15 protein-coding genes are annotated in these 17840 nt (G+C 62.9%); 2 read left to right on the forward strand and 13 right to left on the reverse strand.

Going from position 1 to position 17840, the window contains the following annotated elements; genetic code table 11:
* Nucleotides 1-178 precede the first annotated feature (178 nt).
* On the forward strand, nucleotides 179-1054 hold the full coding sequence (locus tag LB516_RS08125; protein WP_015317542.1) for an ATP-binding protein: 876 nt from the start codon (nucleotides 179-181) through the stop codon (nucleotides 1052-1054).
* A gap of 39 nt (nucleotides 1055-1093) precedes the next feature.
* On the opposite strand, the gene LB516_RS08130 is transcribed toward LB516_RS08125, so the two are convergent.
* Nucleotides 1094-1912 (reverse strand): AraC family transcriptional regulator, encoded by an 819-nt coding sequence (locus LB516_RS08130; RefSeq protein WP_140616087.1) that lies wholly within the window; start codon nucleotides 1910-1912, stop codon nucleotides 1094-1096.
* A 116-nt stretch (nucleotides 1913-2028) separates the two neighbouring features.
* Between LB516_RS08130 and LB516_RS08135 the strand changes: the two genes are divergently transcribed.
* The gene (locus tag LB516_RS08135) at nucleotides 2029-2925 is read left to right on the forward strand and encodes an NAD-dependent epimerase/dehydratase family protein (protein ID WP_140616503.1); all 897 of its coding nucleotides are present in this window, start codon (nucleotides 2029-2031) and stop codon (nucleotides 2923-2925) included.
* 103 nt (nucleotides 2926-3028) lie between these two features.
* On the opposite strand, the gene LB516_RS08140 is transcribed toward LB516_RS08135, so the two are convergent.
* From LB516_RS08140 to argS, 12 genes are all read right to left on the reverse strand, one after another.
* Nucleotides 3029-4561 carry a peptidoglycan DD-metalloendopeptidase family protein gene (locus LB516_RS08140; protein ID WP_224719297.1) on the reverse strand — a complete coding sequence of 511 codons (1533 nt, stop codon included), beginning with the start codon at nucleotides 4559-4561 and terminating at the stop codon, nucleotides 3029-3031.
* Between the two features lie 164 nt (nucleotides 4562-4725).
* Nucleotides 4726-5385 carry a protein-L-isoaspartate(D-aspartate) O-methyltransferase gene (locus tag LB516_RS08145; protein WP_015317538.1) on the reverse strand — a complete coding sequence of 220 codons (660 nt, stop codon included), beginning with the start codon at nucleotides 5383-5385 and terminating at the stop codon, nucleotides 4726-4728.
* Nucleotides 5382-6140: a 5'/3'-nucleotidase SurE gene (gene surE, locus LB516_RS08150; protein WP_224719298.1), complete on the reverse strand. Its 759-nt coding sequence runs from the start codon at nucleotides 6138-6140 to the stop codon at nucleotides 5382-5384. Before surE ends, LB516_RS08145 begins: the two co-directional genes overlap by 4 nt.
* Nucleotides 6140-7444, reverse strand: coding sequence for a serine--tRNA ligase (gene serS / locus LB516_RS08155; protein ID WP_224719299.1), 1305 nt, complete (start codon nucleotides 7442-7444; stop codon nucleotides 6140-6142). The genes surE and serS overlap by 1 nt, the downstream gene beginning before the upstream one ends.
* 101 nt (nucleotides 7445-7545) lie before the next feature.
* On the reverse strand, nucleotides 7546-8421 hold the full coding sequence (gene tatC, locus LB516_RS08160) for a twin-arginine translocase subunit TatC (RefSeq protein ID WP_023769965.1): 876 nt from the start codon (nucleotides 8419-8421) through the stop codon (nucleotides 7546-7548).
* Nucleotides 8418-9200 (reverse strand): Sec-independent protein translocase protein TatB, encoded by a 783-nt coding sequence (gene tatB / locus LB516_RS08165; RefSeq protein WP_224719300.1) that lies wholly within the window; start codon nucleotides 9198-9200, stop codon nucleotides 8418-8420. The genes tatC and tatB overlap by 4 nt, the downstream gene beginning before the upstream one ends.
* A 29-nt stretch (nucleotides 9201-9229) precedes the next feature.
* Nucleotides 9230-9451, reverse strand: coding sequence for a twin-arginine translocase TatA/TatE family subunit (locus LB516_RS08170; RefSeq protein WP_015317533.1), 222 nt, complete (start codon nucleotides 9449-9451; stop codon nucleotides 9230-9232).
* A 180-nt stretch (nucleotides 9452-9631) separates the two neighbouring features.
* Entirely contained in the window at nucleotides 9632-10396 is a 765-nt protein-coding gene (scpB, locus tag LB516_RS08175) for an SMC-Scp complex subunit ScpB (protein ID WP_224719301.1), read from the reverse strand.
* A complete protein-coding gene (locus LB516_RS08180; RefSeq protein WP_015317531.1) occupies nucleotides 10393-11193 on the reverse strand; it encodes a segregation and condensation protein A in 801 nt (266 codons plus the stop codon). The genes scpB and LB516_RS08180 overlap by 4 nt, the downstream gene beginning before the upstream one ends.
* Before the next feature lie 62 nt (nucleotides 11194-11255).
* On the reverse strand, nucleotides 11256-12275 hold the full coding sequence (nagZ, locus tag LB516_RS08185) for a beta-N-acetylhexosaminidase (RefSeq protein WP_224719302.1): 1020 nt from the start codon (nucleotides 12273-12275) through the stop codon (nucleotides 11256-11258).
* A 248-nt stretch (nucleotides 12276-12523) separates the two neighbouring features.
* The gene (locus LB516_RS08190; protein WP_224719303.1) at nucleotides 12524-15979 is read right to left on the reverse strand and encodes an SPOR domain-containing protein; all 3456 of its coding nucleotides are present in this window, start codon (nucleotides 15977-15979) and stop codon (nucleotides 12524-12526) included.
* A gap of 103 nt (nucleotides 15980-16082) precedes the next feature.
* Nucleotides 16083-17840 (reverse strand): arginine--tRNA ligase, encoded by a 1758-nt coding sequence (argS, locus tag LB516_RS08195; RefSeq protein ID WP_140716622.1) that lies wholly within the window; start codon nucleotides 17838-17840, stop codon nucleotides 16083-16085.

Here is a 17840-nt window from a genome sequence, read left to right on the forward strand (position 1 = left end):
CGGGCAAATCGGCTGCTTTTCCGGCCTGTTTAGCCGTGTTAGAGCAGGATCGCGAAAACCGCGAGCCGGTTTTCGGAAAAGATCACGCTCGAACAAATGGTTGCAACCGGTTTCGAAACCGCCGGAATCGAACCGGACCTACCTGCCACCGCAAAAACCGAAGCAAAAAAGACCCGACATGACCGATACCAGCATCGACGCCCTGAACCAGAAACTCGACCGCCTGATCGAGGCGGTCAGCCGCCTCGCGCCGCCGCCGGCGCCTGAAACCGACCTCAACGTGGCCGACTGCTTCGTCTGGCAGGCCGATCCCGGATATCTGGAGCCGGTGCGCAAGGTCAACCGCGTGGATATCGGCCTGATCCGCGGTGTCGACCGCGTCCGCGACATCCTCGTCGACAACACTGAGCGCTTCGCCGCCGGTTTCGCCGCCAACAACGTCCTGTTGTGGGGTGCCCGCGGCATGGGCAAATCGTCGCTGGTCAAAGCCGTACACGCGCGGATCAATGCCAAGGCGAAGCCCGGCCTGCCACTCAAGCTGATAGAAATTCACCGCGAGGACATCGACACGCTGCCGAAGCTGATGGGCCTGCTGAAGGCGGCCCCCTTCCGCGTCATCCTGTTTTGCGACGATCTGTCCTTTGACCATGACGATACGTCCTACAAGTCGCTCAAGGCAGCACTCGAAGGCGGCGTCGAGGGCCGTCCGGCCAACGTCATCTTCTACGCGACCTCGAACCGCCGCCACCTGTTGCCGCGCGACATGATCGACAATGAGCGCTCGACCGCCATCAACCCATCGGAAGCGGTCGAGGAAAAGGTCTCGCTATCCGACCGTTTCGGGCTGTGGCTCGGCTTCCATAAATGCTCGCAGGACGAATATCTCGACATGGTCAACGGCTATGCCAGCCATCATGGCCTCGACATCGACCCCGAGCAGTTGCGCGCCGAAGCGCTGGAATGGGCCACCACACGCGGCAGCCGCTCAGGCCGCGTCGCCTGGCAATTCACCCAGGATCTGGCCGGCAGGCTCGGCAAGCCATTGAAGGACTGAGGCGTTGGATCGCGTCGCCAACCCGATCAACCGACAGCGTCATTTGGGCGGCGTCCGTCGCAAATCGCGCGGCGTTTGACCGATCTCGCGGCGCATCCAATGCGCCAGGTGTGACTGGTGCGCGAAGCCCGTCATTTCAGCTACTTCGCTTGTGCTGAGGTCGCCTCGCTGCAGCAGAACGCGTGCGCGTTCAACGCGACGCCGTAACACATAGCGGTGCAAGGTGACGCCCGTCGCCACTTTGAACCATGTCCGCAAATGCGAGCTGCTCGCGCCGGCAACGCGGCTTAGTCGATGAATCGAAAGCGGCTCGTGAAGAGACGCCTCGATGTGCTCCAGCACGCGTTTGAGCTGGGTATCCGACAAACGGTTCGTTCGACCGATATCAGGTTCACCAAGGCCGAGCAGCCTCACCGCCAGTGCGGCGCCAATGCTGTCGGCAAACAAAGGGCCGCTTGGCGAATCTGCATTCAGTTCGCTCTCGAGCGCCCAGGCGAGATGTGCGATGCGCTGGTCGCGAAGCAGGTGGCGCGTGTCGAGCCGCAATGCTTGCCCCTTGCCGCCAAGCTCCGCCACCACCCTTTCCATCAGCGCTGGCTGCAACGCAATCTCGATCGTGTCGAACGGGGTTTCGGCCTCGAAGCCGCCCTCCTGGCCGGCTGGCACCAGGTCGATATCCCCGGCGCGCCTGACGAAATATCGCCCAACCTGATCGCAGTAGGAGCGTGTCGCCGCGCTGGCATGCACCATGATGCGATGGTGTGGCGCCCGGGACAGGCGGTAGACTCCGGCTTCGATATGCCGGGAGGCCATTGTTACGTCGGGCACGGCTTGAGCCGGAGCGTATTGCGACCGCATGCTCTCTCTCGATTCATGGCAAAACCTGTCCGAGATTTGGCAATTCCCGCGCGATTTTCAATGCCGTCGACCTGTACTCACGCCTCTCCATCAAACTTGGACGAGAAGGTTACACCATGAGTTTCTATGTTGTTGTCGGAGCGGGCCCGGTCGGTCGCGAAACCGCCCGCCTTCTTGGCGAGGAAGGACATGATGTCGTTCTCACCAGCCGAAGTGTCGGCTCGAACGCATTGCGGAACGTGCGGCCCATGCAGGCCGATGCTACCGATGCGTCGGAACTCGCGCGTGTCTGCCAAGGCGCCGATGCCATCTTCATGTGCGCCATGGCCACCTATCACAGGTGGCCAACCGATTTTTTCCCCATCATCGACGGCACCGTGCGCGCGGCCGAAGCGGTCGGCGCGAAACTCATCGTGTTGGGCAACCTCTATGGCTATGGGGAAAATGCCGATAGCCCGCTTCGTTCCGACCTGTCCCTGGATCCTACTTCGAAGAAGGGAACGGCCAGGACGATCATGTGGCAGCGAGCCGCCCGTGCCGACGTGCCGGCAATCGAAGTGCGGTCCAGCGACTATCTCGGCCACGGCGCGATCAGCTACTTCTCGCTGGTCGCCCTGCCCTCCATCATCGAAGGGAAGCCTACCGCTTTCATTGGAAACCTCGATGCGACGCATGCCTGGGCCTTCACCAAGGACGTCGCCAGGACGCTGGTCGCGGCTTCCCGCTACACGGGCGAATGGGGACGGGCGTTTCACGTCCCCTCGCAATACGCCTCACCCCGGGAGCTCATCCAGAAAACCGCTGCGATGCTTCGACAGGAGGTCTCGGAAATCCGTTCTTATTCGATTGCCGAGATGGAAGCATTGGGTATGCATGAGCTCATCGAGATGAGCTATCTTTTCGAGAACCCCTTGCTGGTGGATTCTTCCGACGCCGAGGTGCTTCTCGGTATCAAGGCCAGCAGCCTTGAGGTCATGATCGCCGACACGCTGCGTGATCATCTCCGCGCTTGAGGGCCGGCCTTCGACAGAACTGAAAAAGCCCGCTCCTTGCGGAACGGGCTGAGCCGGCGGGCTGGACTGGAGGTCAGGCGGCCCGCATATCGCTTTTTTTCTTCTATTCGAGATAGCCTGACGGATCGACCGGGGCGGAGTTCTTGCGCACTTCGAAGTGCAGCTTCGGCGAATCCGTCGTGCCGCTCATGCCCGAGAGCGCGATTTCCTGGCCGCGCTTGACCTTCTGGCCGCGCTGGACCTCGATCGAGCTGGCATGGCCATAGACGGTGACCAGGCCGTTCTCGTGGCGCACCAGCACCGTGTTGCCGAATTCCTTGAGGCCGTCGCCGGCATAGATGACGACGCCGTTCTCGGCCGCCTTGACCGGCGTGCCCGTGGGCACGGCGATATCGACGCCGTCCTTGCCGGATCCGAAACCGGAGATCACCCGGCCGCGCACCGGCCAGCGCATCTTGCCGATGCCGGTGGCATCGGGTGCCACCGCGTCGTCGTCCTCGGCCTGCTGGATGACCTTGGCGTCCTTCTTCGGCGGCGTGTAGGAGGCCAGCGTTTCCGAAGGCGTGGCCTTTGCCGGGACTTGCGTTGTCGCGGTGGTCACCGGATCGACCTTGGCCGGCTTGGCGCTGGCAACCGTCGCCGTTCCGCCGCCCGGCACCTTCAAGGTCTGGCCGATTTTCAATATGCCGTCCTTCATGCCGTTGGCCTGCTTCAGCGCGACCACGCCGACGCCGGTCTTTCTGGCAATCGAGGACATCGTGTCACCCGACTGGACCGTATACGTACCGGCGGCGCCGGTTGCCTTGGCCATCTGCGCCGGCTTGGGTTCCTTGGGCTGGTTCGCCGTGGCCGACGCATCGGCCTGGGCGGCGGACTTGCCCTCCTTCAGCTTAGGCTGCTGCGGCAGCACCGCCACCTTGTCCGGCGCGCTGGCCGGCAGGTCATGCTTGCCGTCCTTTGCCGGCTTTGCGTCGGCGACCTTCGGCTCGGCCTTGCTCGAATAGGCATAGGCCGGGATGACGATCTTCTGGCCGGTCTTCAGCCCCTTGGTCGGGCTCAGGCCATTCACCTTCATGATGACATCGGCCGGCACCTTGTAATGCGCCGCCAGGCCGGAAATGGTCTCGCCGTCCCTGACGGTGATTTCGGTCGCGTGCGGCGTGCCTGCCTGGGCCATCCTCGGCTCGTCGGGCTGGGCATTCTTGAAAGGCTTGGCGGCCGGCGCGACAGTGCCGGTCGTCGTCCTGTCGACATGAGGAGCGGGCCGAACCAAGGCCGGCGCCGATGCGACACGCACCGGATTGGCGGCAGGCGCGAGCGCTGGAGCCGGCTGCGCTTGCGCGGAAGCCGGCGGCGGCAAAGGCCGGCTCGAAACCGGATCGAGGCTGGAACGGCTCACCGACTGCGTGTGGCTGCCATCAAGCGGAGCAGCCGAGACGTCGCCCGGATAAGGCTGCACCGCATCCTGCTTGTTGATGATGGCACGTTGATTGTTGGTCGAGGACGTGAAGACGTCGTCGACACTGTTGAACCGCGAAGCCTGGGAACTGCACCCGGCCGCCGCGCCTGCAATCATCAGAACAGCGCAGCCCCGCGCCAGATTGCGACTATTTGTCTTCAAAACACTGAGTTGCATCGCACTAACCCGCACAAACGCTGCACCAACTGGACAGGATTAAAGCGCGTTAATGTTACTGGCCGGTTAACCCATTAGAATCCGACGAAAATTTTCTTAAAACATTTGGGGATGATCAGCGGCACGATGGCGAGCCCGAAAGAGATCCGGCGGCCGGCCGGAAACTAGATAACCGCTGCAATGCTTCGCAGGATCGGCTGCAGCCGCACGAGGCCGATATCCTCGCGCTCGAAACGGCTGCCGACCTTGGTGAGCTTGGCCAGCACCTGCTCGCCCTCCTCCGGCCCGATCGGCGCGATGACGATGCCGCCGCTCGACAATTGGTCGAGCAGGAAGCGCGGCAAACTGTCGAATGCAGCCCAGGCGACGATGCGGTCAAACGGCCCTTCATTGGGCAATCCGTTGGAACCATCGGCCTGCCGCACGATGGCATTGCCTATGCCGAGTGCCTCGAAACGCTGCCTGGCTTGCTCGACCAGCGTCTTGTACCGATCCACGGTCACGATCCGCGCCGCCAGCCGCGACATGACAGCCGATGTGTAGCCGGAACCGGTGCCGATCTCGAGCACGCGGTTTCCCGTTTCAATGGCCAATGCGGCGATCACCGCCGCCTGCAGATCCGCCCCTTCGATCGCTTCGCCGCATTCGATCGGCAGCATGCGGTCCGACCAGGCGATCTGGTGGTATTGCGCTGCCAGGAAGCCGCGTCGCGGCGTTGCCTCGAAAGCCGCGATCAGCGCCTTCGGCACCGTTCCCCTGCCGCGCAGGCGCAGCAGGAAAGCGGCAAATCCTTCGCGATCATCGATTGGAAAGCCCTGATTCATGCAAGCGCCTTGCTCAGCTGGTCACGGATCTCATGCGCGGTAAGGTCAAGCTGCAGCGGCGTCACCGACACCAGCCTGTTGCGCAGGGCAAAGAGATCGGTGCCCTGCTTGCCCTCGACCGGCTCGCGGCCGAAGCGCAGCCAGTAATAAGGCAGGCCGCGCCCGTCGCGGCGCTCGTCGACCCACAGGCTGTGCACCAGCTTGCCCTGCGTGGTGACCACCGTGCCGGCCACTTCCTCGGGAAGGCAGTTGGGAAAATTGACGTTGAGCAGGACGCCGTCCGGCAGCGGCGTCGCGACGAGCTTCTTCAGCAGTGCCGGCGCCAGCGCTTCGGTGGTCTCATAGGGGACGACGCGATCCTCGCCGACAGTGCTGTAGCCCTGGCTGAGCGCTATCGACCGGATACCGAGCAGCGCGCCTTCCATGGCGCCGGCGACGGTACCGGAATAGGTCACGTCGTCGGCGATGTTGGCGCCCGAATTGATGCCGGACAGGATCAGGTCGGGTGCACCGGGCACGATCTTCTTGACGCCCATGATGACGCAATCGGTCGGCGTGCCGCGCACGGCAAAATGCTTCTCGCCGATTTTCCGCAACCGCAGCGGCTCCGAGATCGACAGCGAATGCGCATAGCCCGACTGGTCCTGTTCCGGCGCCACCACCCAGACATCGTCGGACAGGCTGCGGGCGACGCGCTCGAGCGAGGCCAGGCCCTCGGCATGGATGCCGTCGTCATTGGTCAGAAGAATGCGCATTATTTCGATTCGATCTTTTCCAGGCCGCCCATGTAAGGCCGCAGCACTTCAGGAATGGTTACGCTGCCATCCTCATTCTGATAGTTTTCGATGACAGCTATGAGCGCGCGGCCGACAGCGGTGCCCGAACCGTTCAGCGTATGGACGAAGCGGTTGCCCTTACCATCCTTGTCCTTGTAACGGGCATCCATACGGCGCGCCTGGAAATCGCCGCAGACGGAGCAGGACGAGATTTCGCGATAGGCGTTCTGGCCGGGCAACCAGACCTCGATGTCATAGGTCTTGCGCGCGCCAAAACCCATGTCGCCGGTGCAGAGCACCATGGTCCGGAACGGCAGCTCAAGCCGCTTCAAGACTTCCTCGGCGCATTGTGTCATCCGCTCATGCTCGGCGAGTGAGGATTCCTGGTCGGTGATCGAGACCAGCTCGACCTTGTAGAATTGATGCTGGCGCAGCATGCCGCGCGTATCGCGGCCCGCCGAGCCTGCCTCCGAACGAAAGCAGGGCGTCAGCGCCGTGAAGCGCAGCGGCAGCTTTTCATGCGCCGTGATTTCCTCGCGCACGAGGTTGGTGAGCGGCACCTCGGCGGTCGGGATCAGGCCAAGCCTGCCCTCCCCATGTGGCGTGAAGAACAGATCCTCCTCGAACTTCGGCAACTGGTTGGTGCCGAACAGAACGTCGTCCTTCACCATCAGCGGCGGGATCACTTCCTCATAGCCGTGCTCCGTCGTGTGCAGGTCGAGCATGAACTGGCCGATGGCGCGTTCCATCCGCGCCAGGCCACTCCTGAGCACGGTGAAGCGCGATCCCGACAGTTTCGCCGCGCGCTCGAAATCCATCATGCCGAGCGCTTCGCCGATCTCGAAATGCTCCTTCACCCAGTTCGGCCGTGTCGGCACCTTGCCGACGACATGCTTGACGACATTGTCGTGCTCGTCCTTGCCGACCGGCACGTCGTCGAACGGCACATTCGGCAGCACCGCCAGCGCATCGTTCAGCGCCTTGTCGAGCTCGCGCTCGCGCGCCTCGCCGTTCTGGATGAAGGTCTTGATCTCGCCGACTTCGGCCTTGAGTTTCTCGGCAAGGGCGGCATCGCCCGAACGCATGGCGTTGCCGATCTCCTTCGAGGCGGCGTTGCGGCGCTCCTGCCTGGTCTGCAGCTCGGTGACATGTTCGCGCCGCGCCTCGTCCTTGGCGATCAGCCCGTCGACCGTGGACTGCGCCTCATCCGCCGACCACGAGCGCTTGATGAGCGCCTCGACAAGGGCCTTCGGGTTGTCGCGAATCCATTTGATGTCAAGCATGGTGTCCGTCCTCAAGCTGGGTTTGAGGGGCGTAAACCGCATCCTTGATCGATGCAAGATGGGCCGGGCGGCGGTTGTCGTTTTCCGCCGCCGCCGATGCCCTACGAGGCCGCCGGCGCTGGCGGCTCGTCCGGCGCCTTGTCGGCCACGGTCTCGCCGGCTTCCTGCTTCTCGCGCGCAAGCCGCTGTTTCTCCTGGTCGCGCTCGATCCACCGCGCGGCCCAGATGGAAACCTCGTAGAGAAGGATGGTCGGAATGGCCAAGCCGATCTGGCTCATCGGATCCGGAGGTGTCAGCACCGCGGCAACGATGAAGGCGATGACGATCGCCCATTTGCGTTTTTCGGCCAACGCCTTGGACGACAGCATGCCGACGCGCGTCATCAGGCTGGTTACCACCGGCAGCTGGAACACCAGGCCGAAGGAGAAGATCAGCGTCATGATCAGGCTGAGATATTCCGACACTTTCGGCAGCAGCGAAATCTGTACCTGGTCGTCGGTGCCGACCTGCTGCATGGCGAGGAAGAACCACATCACCATCGGCGTGAAGAAGAAATAGACCAGCGAGGCGCCCATCAGGAACAGGATGGGCGATGCGATCAGGAACGGCAGGAAGGCATTGCGCTCGTTCTTGTAGAGCCCGGGCGCAATGAATTTGTAGATCTGCGTGGCGATCAGCGGAAAGGCGATGACCATGCCGCCGAACATGGCGAGCTTGACCTGCGTGAAGAAGAATTCCTGCGGCGCGGTATAGATCAGCTCGACCTTGTGCGGGTCCAGCCCTGCCCATTTCGTCGCCCACTTGAAGGGGACAACCAGAAGGTTGAACAGCCTCTTGGCAAAGAAAAAGCAAACCAGGAAGGCAACGAAGAAGCCACCGAGAGACCAGATCAACCGCCTGCGCAGCTCGATCAGATGCTCCATCAGAGGCGCCGACGATTTTTCGATCTCGTCCTTTTCCTTGTCCGAAACGCTCACTTGGCGGCTCCAGCCGTCTTTTTGGCTACCGGCTTCTTGGCCCCAGCAGGTTTCGGTTCGGTTTTCGCAGGCGCCTTGGCAGAAGGCGCCTTGGCTGCAGGCGCCTTGGCGACGGCAGGCTTCGTCACAGCCGCGGTTTCAGGAACTGCCGCTGTCGTGGCCTTTGTCGACGCCTTGGGCGTGGGTGCGGTTTTTGCCGCCCCCGCGGGTGAGGCTTTTGCCGCCACCACCTTAATGGATGGCGAGGCCTTGGATGGCACTTTTGCGGCCGATACCGCCTTGGCGGTTTTCCTGGATGCCTTCGGTTCCGTGGAAGCCGCCACCACCGATTCATCGGTCATCGCCGGGAAAATCGATGCCGGTGTCGTGACTTCCGGGCCATTGACGCCAGGCATGGTCGTTGCACCGTTCTTCAACGGCTCGGCCGCTTGTGGCGTCGCCGCTGCAGGGGCCGATGGATCGGCGGCCGGCTTCGGCTTCATCGCCGCGTCGACGCCGGCGCGCACATCGGCTGCCGCCTGCTCGAACGGATTGAGCTGCTTCTTGATCTCGGCGACTGGGCTGAGACCCCGGAGTTCGTCGACCGACTTCTTGACGTCGTCGAGCTCGGCTTCCTTCAAGGCCTCGTTGAATTGCTTCTGGAAATCGGCGGCCATGGCGCGCAGCTTCGCCGTCGTGCGGCCGAATGTGCGCAGCATGTTGGGCAAATCCTTGGGCCCGACGACCACGATCATGACGATCGCGATCACCAGCATTTCGGTCCAGCCGACTTCAAACATGGCAATCTGTTCCGACTAGAACTTTTGGCTCAGCTCTTGCTGGCCTTTTCCTTCGCGGCCGAAACGGTCTCATCGGCACGGTGTTCGACGGTGCGCTTGTCGTCGGCAACGTCGTCGTCGGCCATGCCCTTCTTGAAGCTCTTGATGCCCTTGGCCATGTCACCCATCAGCTCGGGAATCTTGCCGCGGCCGAACACCAGCAGCACGATCACCAGCACGATCATCCAGTGCCAAATCGAAAATGAACCCATAACCAAATCTCTCTCGAATGTTTTCCCTGGCGATGATCTATGCGTTTTCGCTTTGGGATTCAAACACAACCGCGACAGAGTTTATGAAAGGCCGACGGATGTCACGCATTTTCGGCGATGCGGCCCGCTACCAAACGGCGCATGTAAAGCCGCAAAGCAGCTTTTGAAAGGCGCTCGTGGTCAATCTTCCGTGACGCGCGGCGTCAGCAGACCGAGCTCCTCGAGGTCGATGTCGGTCAGCGGATCCTCGTCCTCGGTCAGCGCGTCGGGATCGGCCGGCGGTTGCGGGATGGAGAAATTCGAAGGCATGCGGCCCGAAAGCAGGCCGGCGCCCTTCAGTTCCTCCATGCCTGGAAGATCACGGATTTCCTCGAGTGCGAAATGGTCAAGGAAGGTTTCGGTGGTGCCATAGGTAACGGGGCGACCGGGCGTTTTGCGGCGGCCGCGCATGCGCACCCATTCCGTTTCGAGCAGCGTGTCGAGCGTGCCCTTCGAGGTTTCGACACCTCTGATGTCCTCGATCTCGGCGCGCGTCACCGGCTGGTGGTAGGCTATGATCGCCAGCACCTCGAGCGCCGCCCGTGACAGCTTGCGCTGCTGCACCGTATCGCGGCTCATCAGGAAAGCCAGGTCGCCAGCGGTTCGGAAGGCCCAGGCATCGCCAACCCGCACCAGATTGACGCCGCGCCGGGCGTAGATCTGCTGCAGCTCCCTCATGGCTAGCGCGACATTGATGCCATCGGGAAGGCGTGCGGCAAGCTGCTTTTCGCTGACGGGTTCGGCGCTGGCGAACACGATCGCCTCTGCCATGCGCACGGCTTCCGCCATATGCAGACGCTCGGCCGGGTTCTGCACCTGCTCGGCCACATCCTCGGAGAACAACTCCTGCCCAGGCTCGTCCTCGACCTTGAACGGGATAACCGAAGCGTTGGCGCGTTCGATCATGATGCCACCTCGACTGCCTTGATTGCTTGCGTGCGGCCGCGCAAATAGATCGGGGCAAATGTCTGATCCTGCCGTACGTCCATCGTGCCGTCGCGCACCAGTTCCAATGTTGCCGCGAAGGAACTGGCGATCGCCGTGCGCCTTTCCTCGGGGCTGGTCATGTACACGATCAGGAAACTTTCCAGTGTCGTCCAGTCGCTTACAGCCCCGACAAGGCGGGTCAGGATGTCGCGCGCGTCCTTGAGCGACCAGACACCGCGCCTGGCGATCGTAACGTTGTTGATCGCCTGCTTCTGCCGCTGCTGGGCATAGGCCGTCAGCAAGTCGTAGAGCGACGCTGAATAGGCGTTGCGCTTCTCGATGATCACCATTTCCGGCATGCCACGCGCGAACACGTCGCGACCGAGCCGGTTGCGGTTGACCAGACGCGCCGACGCGTCGCGCATGGCTTCGAGCCGCTTCAGCCGGAACTGCAGCACCGCCGCCAGTTCCTCACCGCTTTCGCCCTCCTCGCCCGGCTGCTTGGGAATCAGCAGCTTCGACTTGAGGAAGGCCAGCCAAGCCGCCATCACCAGATAGTCGGCGGCAAGTTCGAGCCGCAGCGCCCTCGCCGTCTCGACAAAGGTCAGATATTGCTCGACCAGTGCCAGGATCGAAATGCGCGCCAGATCGACCTTCTGGGTACGGGCAAGATGCAGGAGAAGGTCGAGCGGGCCCTCGAAGCCGGCCACGTCGACGACCAGCGACGGATCGCCGGTGACGCGTGAATCGTCATTCTCGGCCCACAGGCGGTCCATCGGTGCGGCCTTCGAAGCCTTGCTTTCCAATGCTTCCGCCACTGCCCTGTCACTTCCCTTGGCTATGCCACCGCGTCGAAATAGGTGGCGAATTCAGCGCGTATCTCGGTTTCTTCTACCGTGTCGCTTTTCTTTATATAGGTCATTGCCCGCTTGGCGCGCTCCAGCGACTTGCCTTCAAGCCCTTTGGTGCGCGATGCGATCCCCGCCATCTCCTCGAAAACGCCGTTGCAGTGAAGGACCAGATCACAGCCGGCCGCAAGGATCGAGGCGGCCTTTGTCGGGAAATCCCCAGAAAGTGCCTTCATCGAGGTGTCGTCGCTCATCAAGAGCCCGTCGAAGCCGATCTCGCGGCGGATGATCTCGTCGATGACCTTGCCGGAAGTCGTCGCCGGGTTCTTGGGATCGATGGCGCTGTAGACGACATGCGCGGTCATCGCCATCGGCAGATGGTTGAGTTCGCGGAACGGGGCAAAGTCGTGCCGTTGCAGATCGCTGAGCGAGGCGTCGACGACAGGCAGCTCGAAATGCGTGTCGGCAAACGCCCGGCCGTGCCCCGGAACATGCTTCATCACGGGCAGCACGCCGCCCGCCATCAGGCCTTCGGCCGCGGCGCGGCCGAGTTCGATGACCGGACGCGGATGCTTGCCATAGGCGCGCGCGCCGATGACATCGCTGGCCCCTTCGATCGGGACGTCGAGCACCGGCAGGCAATCCGCCGATATACCATAGCGCAGGAGGTCGAAGGCATGCAGCCGCGCCATCAGCCAGGCGGCGCGCACGCCAGCGTCGTGATCGTCGCGCCAAAGCGCCCCCAGCGCGCCACCGGCCGGATAGTTCGGCGCCAGCGGCGGTCGCAGGCGCTGCACCCTGCCGCCTTCCTGGTCGATGAACACCAGCGCGTCCGGGCGCCCGATGCAATCGCGCATCTCGGCGACGAGATCGCGGATCTGCTCGGCCTCGCCGATGTTGCGGGCGAACAGGATGAAGGCCCACGGGCACTCATTGCGATAGAAACGGATCTCTTCGCGGGTGAGCGTTTTCCCGGCACAGCCGAGGATCATGGATTTTGATTCGGTCATTTCAGGAGTCTAGGGCTTCGCGCGGTCAAAGGGAATCATCCCTGACCGCATAGGACGGGCTGCAAAACAGGCTTCCACATGAAAAAGTCGGCGCGGCCTTGGGCCGCGCCGACTTTGAGAGATTGGATCAACGTCTAGAGCATGATGCCGAAAAGTGTGAAGCTGTTTTCGGACGACATCATGCTCTATCTCTTTGACTTAGAGACGGATTCAGATTTCAGGTCGACTCGACCTGAAATCATCCGGCTCTAGCGCGATACGAAGCAGTTGCCGCCCGCGGTCTTGTAGCTGGTGCACAAATTGATCGCATCGTTGCGCGACTGAGCCGGAACGCGCACGCGGTAGAACGTGCCCTTGCCGGCGATCTCGGCCTTGACGATGTTGGCCGTGCGGCCGGAGAGCACGCTGCCGTAGCGGCGCTGCAGGTCCTGGTAGGTCGACTGGGCACTCTCTACCGTCGGCTGAGAAGCGATCTGCATCGACCACGAACCGCTGCCGGTCGCGGTCGAGGCGGGATCGATGGAAGCGACCTGATCTGGCTTGACCTCGCCGACCACGTCGACCGGCTGGTCGGACGGACGCTGCGGCGCGATCGCAACCTTGGCCGGCGTGTTGGCCGACTGCGCCTTGGCAGGCTTGGCCGCGGGCTTCAGAGCCGGCTCATCGTCGGCCTGCGCGGCGGCGGGCGCCACGGTTCCAGTCTGGTCGGTGCCAGTCTGGGCGGTACCGGTCTGGGCGGCGCCAGTCTGGGCGGCGCCAGTCTGGTCGGCCCCAGTCTGGTCGGCATTGGCCTGCGCGGCAGGCGCCACATGCTGTGGTGCCGGATCGGTCGGCTCCGCCGCGGCGACCTGGGGTGCGGCCGGTGCCGGATCCTCACGCGCCACCAGCGAGCCGTCGGACTTGACCACCATGGTCCTAACCTTGCGCGGCGCAACGGCAACGACATCGTTGCTGGTGCCCTTGTCGGCTTCCTGCAGGACCTGCGCGATGCGATCCTCCGACTTCGGCGTGGGCGCCGCAATGTTGGCGGGGGCCGCACCAGCGGTCGAGACGTCGCCTCCGCCATCCGTGCCGGCGGCAGCGTTCTGGTCGGGAGAAAGATCGACGGCGCGGGCCGGGTCCTTCGCCTGCACGTCCACCGGCTCCTCGGCGTTGGTGACGAGCTTCTGCTGGACCGGCTCGGCCGGCTTCGCGCCCTTGACCACCGCGTCATAGACCTTGTTGTCCTGGTTCGGCACCACGGTGCCGCCCGGATTTTCCGGCTTGATCTTGATCGGTGAATTATCGGCCTTGACGATCACCGGAGCCTCACTGCCGCCCTTGCCGCCGAAAGACAGCGCAAAGGCGCCAAGACCGCCCGCGACCGCCACGGCACCGACTATCGCCGCGATGAAGAGGCCGCGCCGGCCGGACGACCGGGCGGCTTCCCGCTCGCCGAGACCCGGAACCGACATCGCTTCGTCCAGTTCGGGATCGTAGTCGAGTTCATCGACGGTGAAATCGTCCGCCTGCGAGATCGGCTGGCTGCCGGGCAGATCATCGAAGCCTTCAGCAGCATCGGCATAGGTCGAGGCCGCCGCCGCGCGGGCAGGCATTTCCGCCGGCCGTGCCGCATAGGTCCGCGCTTCCGGCTGATAGGTCGGCCTGGATTCTTCATATTCCGGATTGACCGCGTCATATCCCGGATTGGCGTTGCCATATCCCGGATTGGCGTTGCCATATCCCGGATTGGCGTCGCCATATCCCGGATTGGCCGCGCCGTATCCCGGATTGAACTCGGCATTGTAGGATTCGTCCGCATAGGCGGCGCTAGTGGCAGAAGCAGGCGCGACCTCCACCGAATTCATTTCAGTCAGAAGGCTGGCGAATTCGGCGTCGAGATCGTCATAACCGGATGCTACCGGCTCATCGTCTTCGAAATGCAACTCTGGAATGTCGAGATCGTCGGCCAGCGCCACGACGCGCTCCGGCACATCGACCGTCTCGACATCGGGCATCTCTTCATAACGCGAGGACTGCTGCGCCTGCGGTGCCGATGGAGCCACGTAGGGAGCGGCTGCAACCGGCTCGGCCGGCCGGTAGGACGGCACGGCGGCCGTTTCCGGTGCTGCCGTCCAGGCCGCCATCGAGGCGGCAGGCTGCGCGGCAAATGCCGGCTGTTGGGGAACCGGTGTCACGCGGCTCCACGAACGGGCCGGCTCCGACGGCGCGGAGCGTTCCGCCAGCCAATCGAGCGAATCGGCTTGATCCTGCAGGGAAGCTGTTTCCTCATGCGGGTCAACGCCCTCGGCCCGGATGGCGTCGATGGCGCCATTGTCGAAATTGACCTCGCCCTGTTCAGCGGTCTCCGAGCCGAAATCATGGTCCTGAAGCTCGTCGAGCAGCAGGTCGTCGAGGTCAACGTCGGCGGCCTGGTCGGAACCGGACTGATGCACATCCTGGGACGCTGCTTCATCGAGATCCCAGTCGAGATCACCAACAAGATCGACAGGTTCCTCCGCGGCCTTTGCAGTCGAGACGAGTGGCGGCTGAACAGGCGCGGCGGCCGGCTGGGGCACGACCGGCTGAGCCATGGCCGGCTCCCTGGCCGACGGCAGCGTGCGCGCGGTCATGGCGCCAAGAAGCGCGTTCAACTCGTCTTCGAGGCTTCGTTCGTCCGTGATGGGCGCCTGCACTGGGGGCGCGATGGCTGCCGCCATCGGCTGCGCGGGAGCCGCGGCAATTTCGGCGGCTGGCTCTTCGGCGGGCTCGGCAAACGCCTCGTCCAAATCCAGGTCGAAAGCGTCATCCGAAATGGCTTCAGCGCCTGGAACCTCGTCCTTCGTGCCGATGACATCGGCAAGCAACTCATGTGCTCGCGGCTCCTCAAAAGCTTCTGGCTCGTCGGCCTGAACGTCAAAATCCACGTCGACATCGGCCATGGCATCGTCGAACTGACCATCGAAATCCTCGCCGGAGATCGACTGGGTCTCATCTGCGGTGGCCGGCGCCGGCTCTGGATATTCGGCAGCAGCCACTTGGCGCTGATCCGCCGAATGGTCGTCGAGCATCAGCTCGTCCTCGAGCGAGATCGCAACGGCATCGTCGAATTCTTGATCGGAAGCCGGCTCGGCCGTTGCCGCCACTTCTGCAACCGGCGATTCAACGGCATACCGGGGCTCGGCGGCCTCGTCCTCGATATGGAAATCCCGGTCGAGGGAAGCGGCAAGCTCGTCTTCCATCGGCAGATCGTCGTCGAAGGCCGAAACGTCTTCGAGCGAGCTGGCCACGGTATTGTCGAAATCGATGTCGACGGCAGGCTCGACGGAGGGCACAGCTTCCGTGGCGCCGGCATGGCTGGCGGCCACCGTCCGGTCATCGACCTCAGCCATGTCCAGGTGAAAATCGTCATCAAGCGACAGCGCGAGATCGTCATCCGATACATCGATTGCCACCGGCTCGAATGCCGGCTCATGAGCCTCGACAAGCGGAGCGGCGACGCTGTCGGCAGCGTCGAATTCGCCCATAAGTTCCTTCTCGAGATCGATGTCGAAATCGCCCTCTCCCGCAGCCTGATCGGCGACCATGGCTTTCGGCTCGGCCGGCGCCTGCGGCTTGACCGGCTGGCGGGGGTCGAATCCCATGATCCTGGTCAGCTCCGCGAACGGATCATCGGCGGCGATGTCGTTGTTGTCGGCTACTCTCAGCTGGGTTCTGTCTGCCATTATTGTTCCCGAACTCGCACTCATTCGGACGCCATGGACGTCGCGCAGGGTTGGCCCTTACCAGCGCAATGTGGGCAAAAGGTGACAGGTTTTTTAGTCAAACCTAACGCATTTCGGTGGGCGCGGCGGCCCCGATCAACGTCAGGCCGGACGTCAGAACATCCGAAACAGCCTGCACCAGCCCTAGTCTGGCATGCGTCAATTGTCGGTCGTTAACCTTAACAAAACGTAAGTCCGGATTATCCGTACCCCGGTTCCAGTGTCCATGGAAACTGGAAGCCAGATCATAAAGATAAAATGCCAGCCGATGCGGCTCGAGCGCAAGAGCGGCGGACTCGATCAGGCGCGGATATTCCGCAAGCTTCCTGATCAAGCCGATTTCCCCTTCGTCGGTCAACGACGTTGACGCTGCCGCCAGGCTGTTGCGGTCGAAATTCGCCTCGCCCAATTGCTCACTCGCCTGCCGGAACACCGAATGACAGCGCGCCGAAGCGTACTGCACGTAAAACACCGGATTGTCCTTGGACTGTTCGGTCACCTTGGCGAAATCGAAATCGAGCGGCGCATCGTTCTTGCGATAAAGCATCATGAAGCGGATCGGATCGCGTCCGACTTCTTCCACCACCTCGCGCAGCGTCACGAAGTCACCGGACCGCTTCGACATCCGCACCGGCTCGCCATCGCGAAACAGCTTGACGAGATTGCACAGGAGAACGGTGAGCTTGACGTCGTCGCCGGCAATAGCCCGCGCCAAGGCTTCCAGGCGCTTGACGTAGCCGCCATGGTCGGCGCCGAGAACATAGATCAGGTCGACGAAGCCGCGGTCGACCTTGTCCTTGAGATAAGCCACGTCGGCCGCGAAATAGGTGAACGAGCCGTCGGACTTGACCAGCGCCCGATCCATGTCGTCGCCGACGGCGGTCGACCGGAACAGCGTCTGTTCGCGGTCTTCCCAGTCGTCCGGCTTCTCGCCCTTGGGCGGCGGCAGCTTGCCCTTGTAGATATGGCCCTTCAGCGTCAGGTCATTGATCGCCGAGCGGATCTTCCTGGCATTGTCGGCATGCAGCGTGCGTTCGGAGAAGAACACGTCGTGATGCACATTGAGCAGTGCAAGGTCCTCGCGGATCATCACCATCATCGCATCTATGGTGCGATCCTTGACGATGGCCAATGCCTCGTCATCCGGCATCTGCAGCAAGGAACGGCCAAACTCCCTGACCAAAGCCTCGCCGACGGAGACCAGATAGTCACCGGGATAAAGTCCTGCCGGAATCTCGCCGATATCGTCGCCAAGCGCCTCGCGATAGCGCAACATCGCCGAGCGCCCGAGCACGTCGATCTGCGACCCGGCGTCGTTGATTACATATTCCTTGGTCACGTCGTAACCGGCGAACGCCATCAGGTTGGCGAGCGCATCCCCGACGACGGCGCCCCGGCAATGGCCGACATGCATCGGCCCGGTCGGATTGGCCGAGACATATTCTACATTGGTTTTCCGGCCGGCGCCGATCGTCGAGCGGCCATAGTTGGGACCCTCGCCCAAAAGCGCCGACAGATGCGCCTGCCAGAAACCGTCCTGGAGCCTGAGATTGACGAAGCCGGGACCGGCGACCTCGGCGGCGGCGACATCCTTGTCGGCCCGCAGGGCGTCTGCCAATCTCTCGGCCAGCGCGCGCGGGTTCTGTCCGGTTGGCTTGGCCAGCACCATCGCCGCATTGGTCGCGAGATCGCCATGGCTGGCGTCGCGCGGCGGCTCGACGGCGATGCGCGACAGATCAGGCGAAACGCCGTCCTGGTCCTTCAGGTCTAGCGCTTCGACAGCCTTTGTGACTCGCGCGGTGAAATCGGCGAAGATGTTCAT

The organism is Mesorhizobium sp. CO1-1-7 (assembly GCF_020164885.1).
Classification (GTDB): domain Bacteria; phylum Pseudomonadota; class Alphaproteobacteria; order Rhizobiales; family Rhizobiaceae; genus Mesorhizobium; species Mesorhizobium australicum.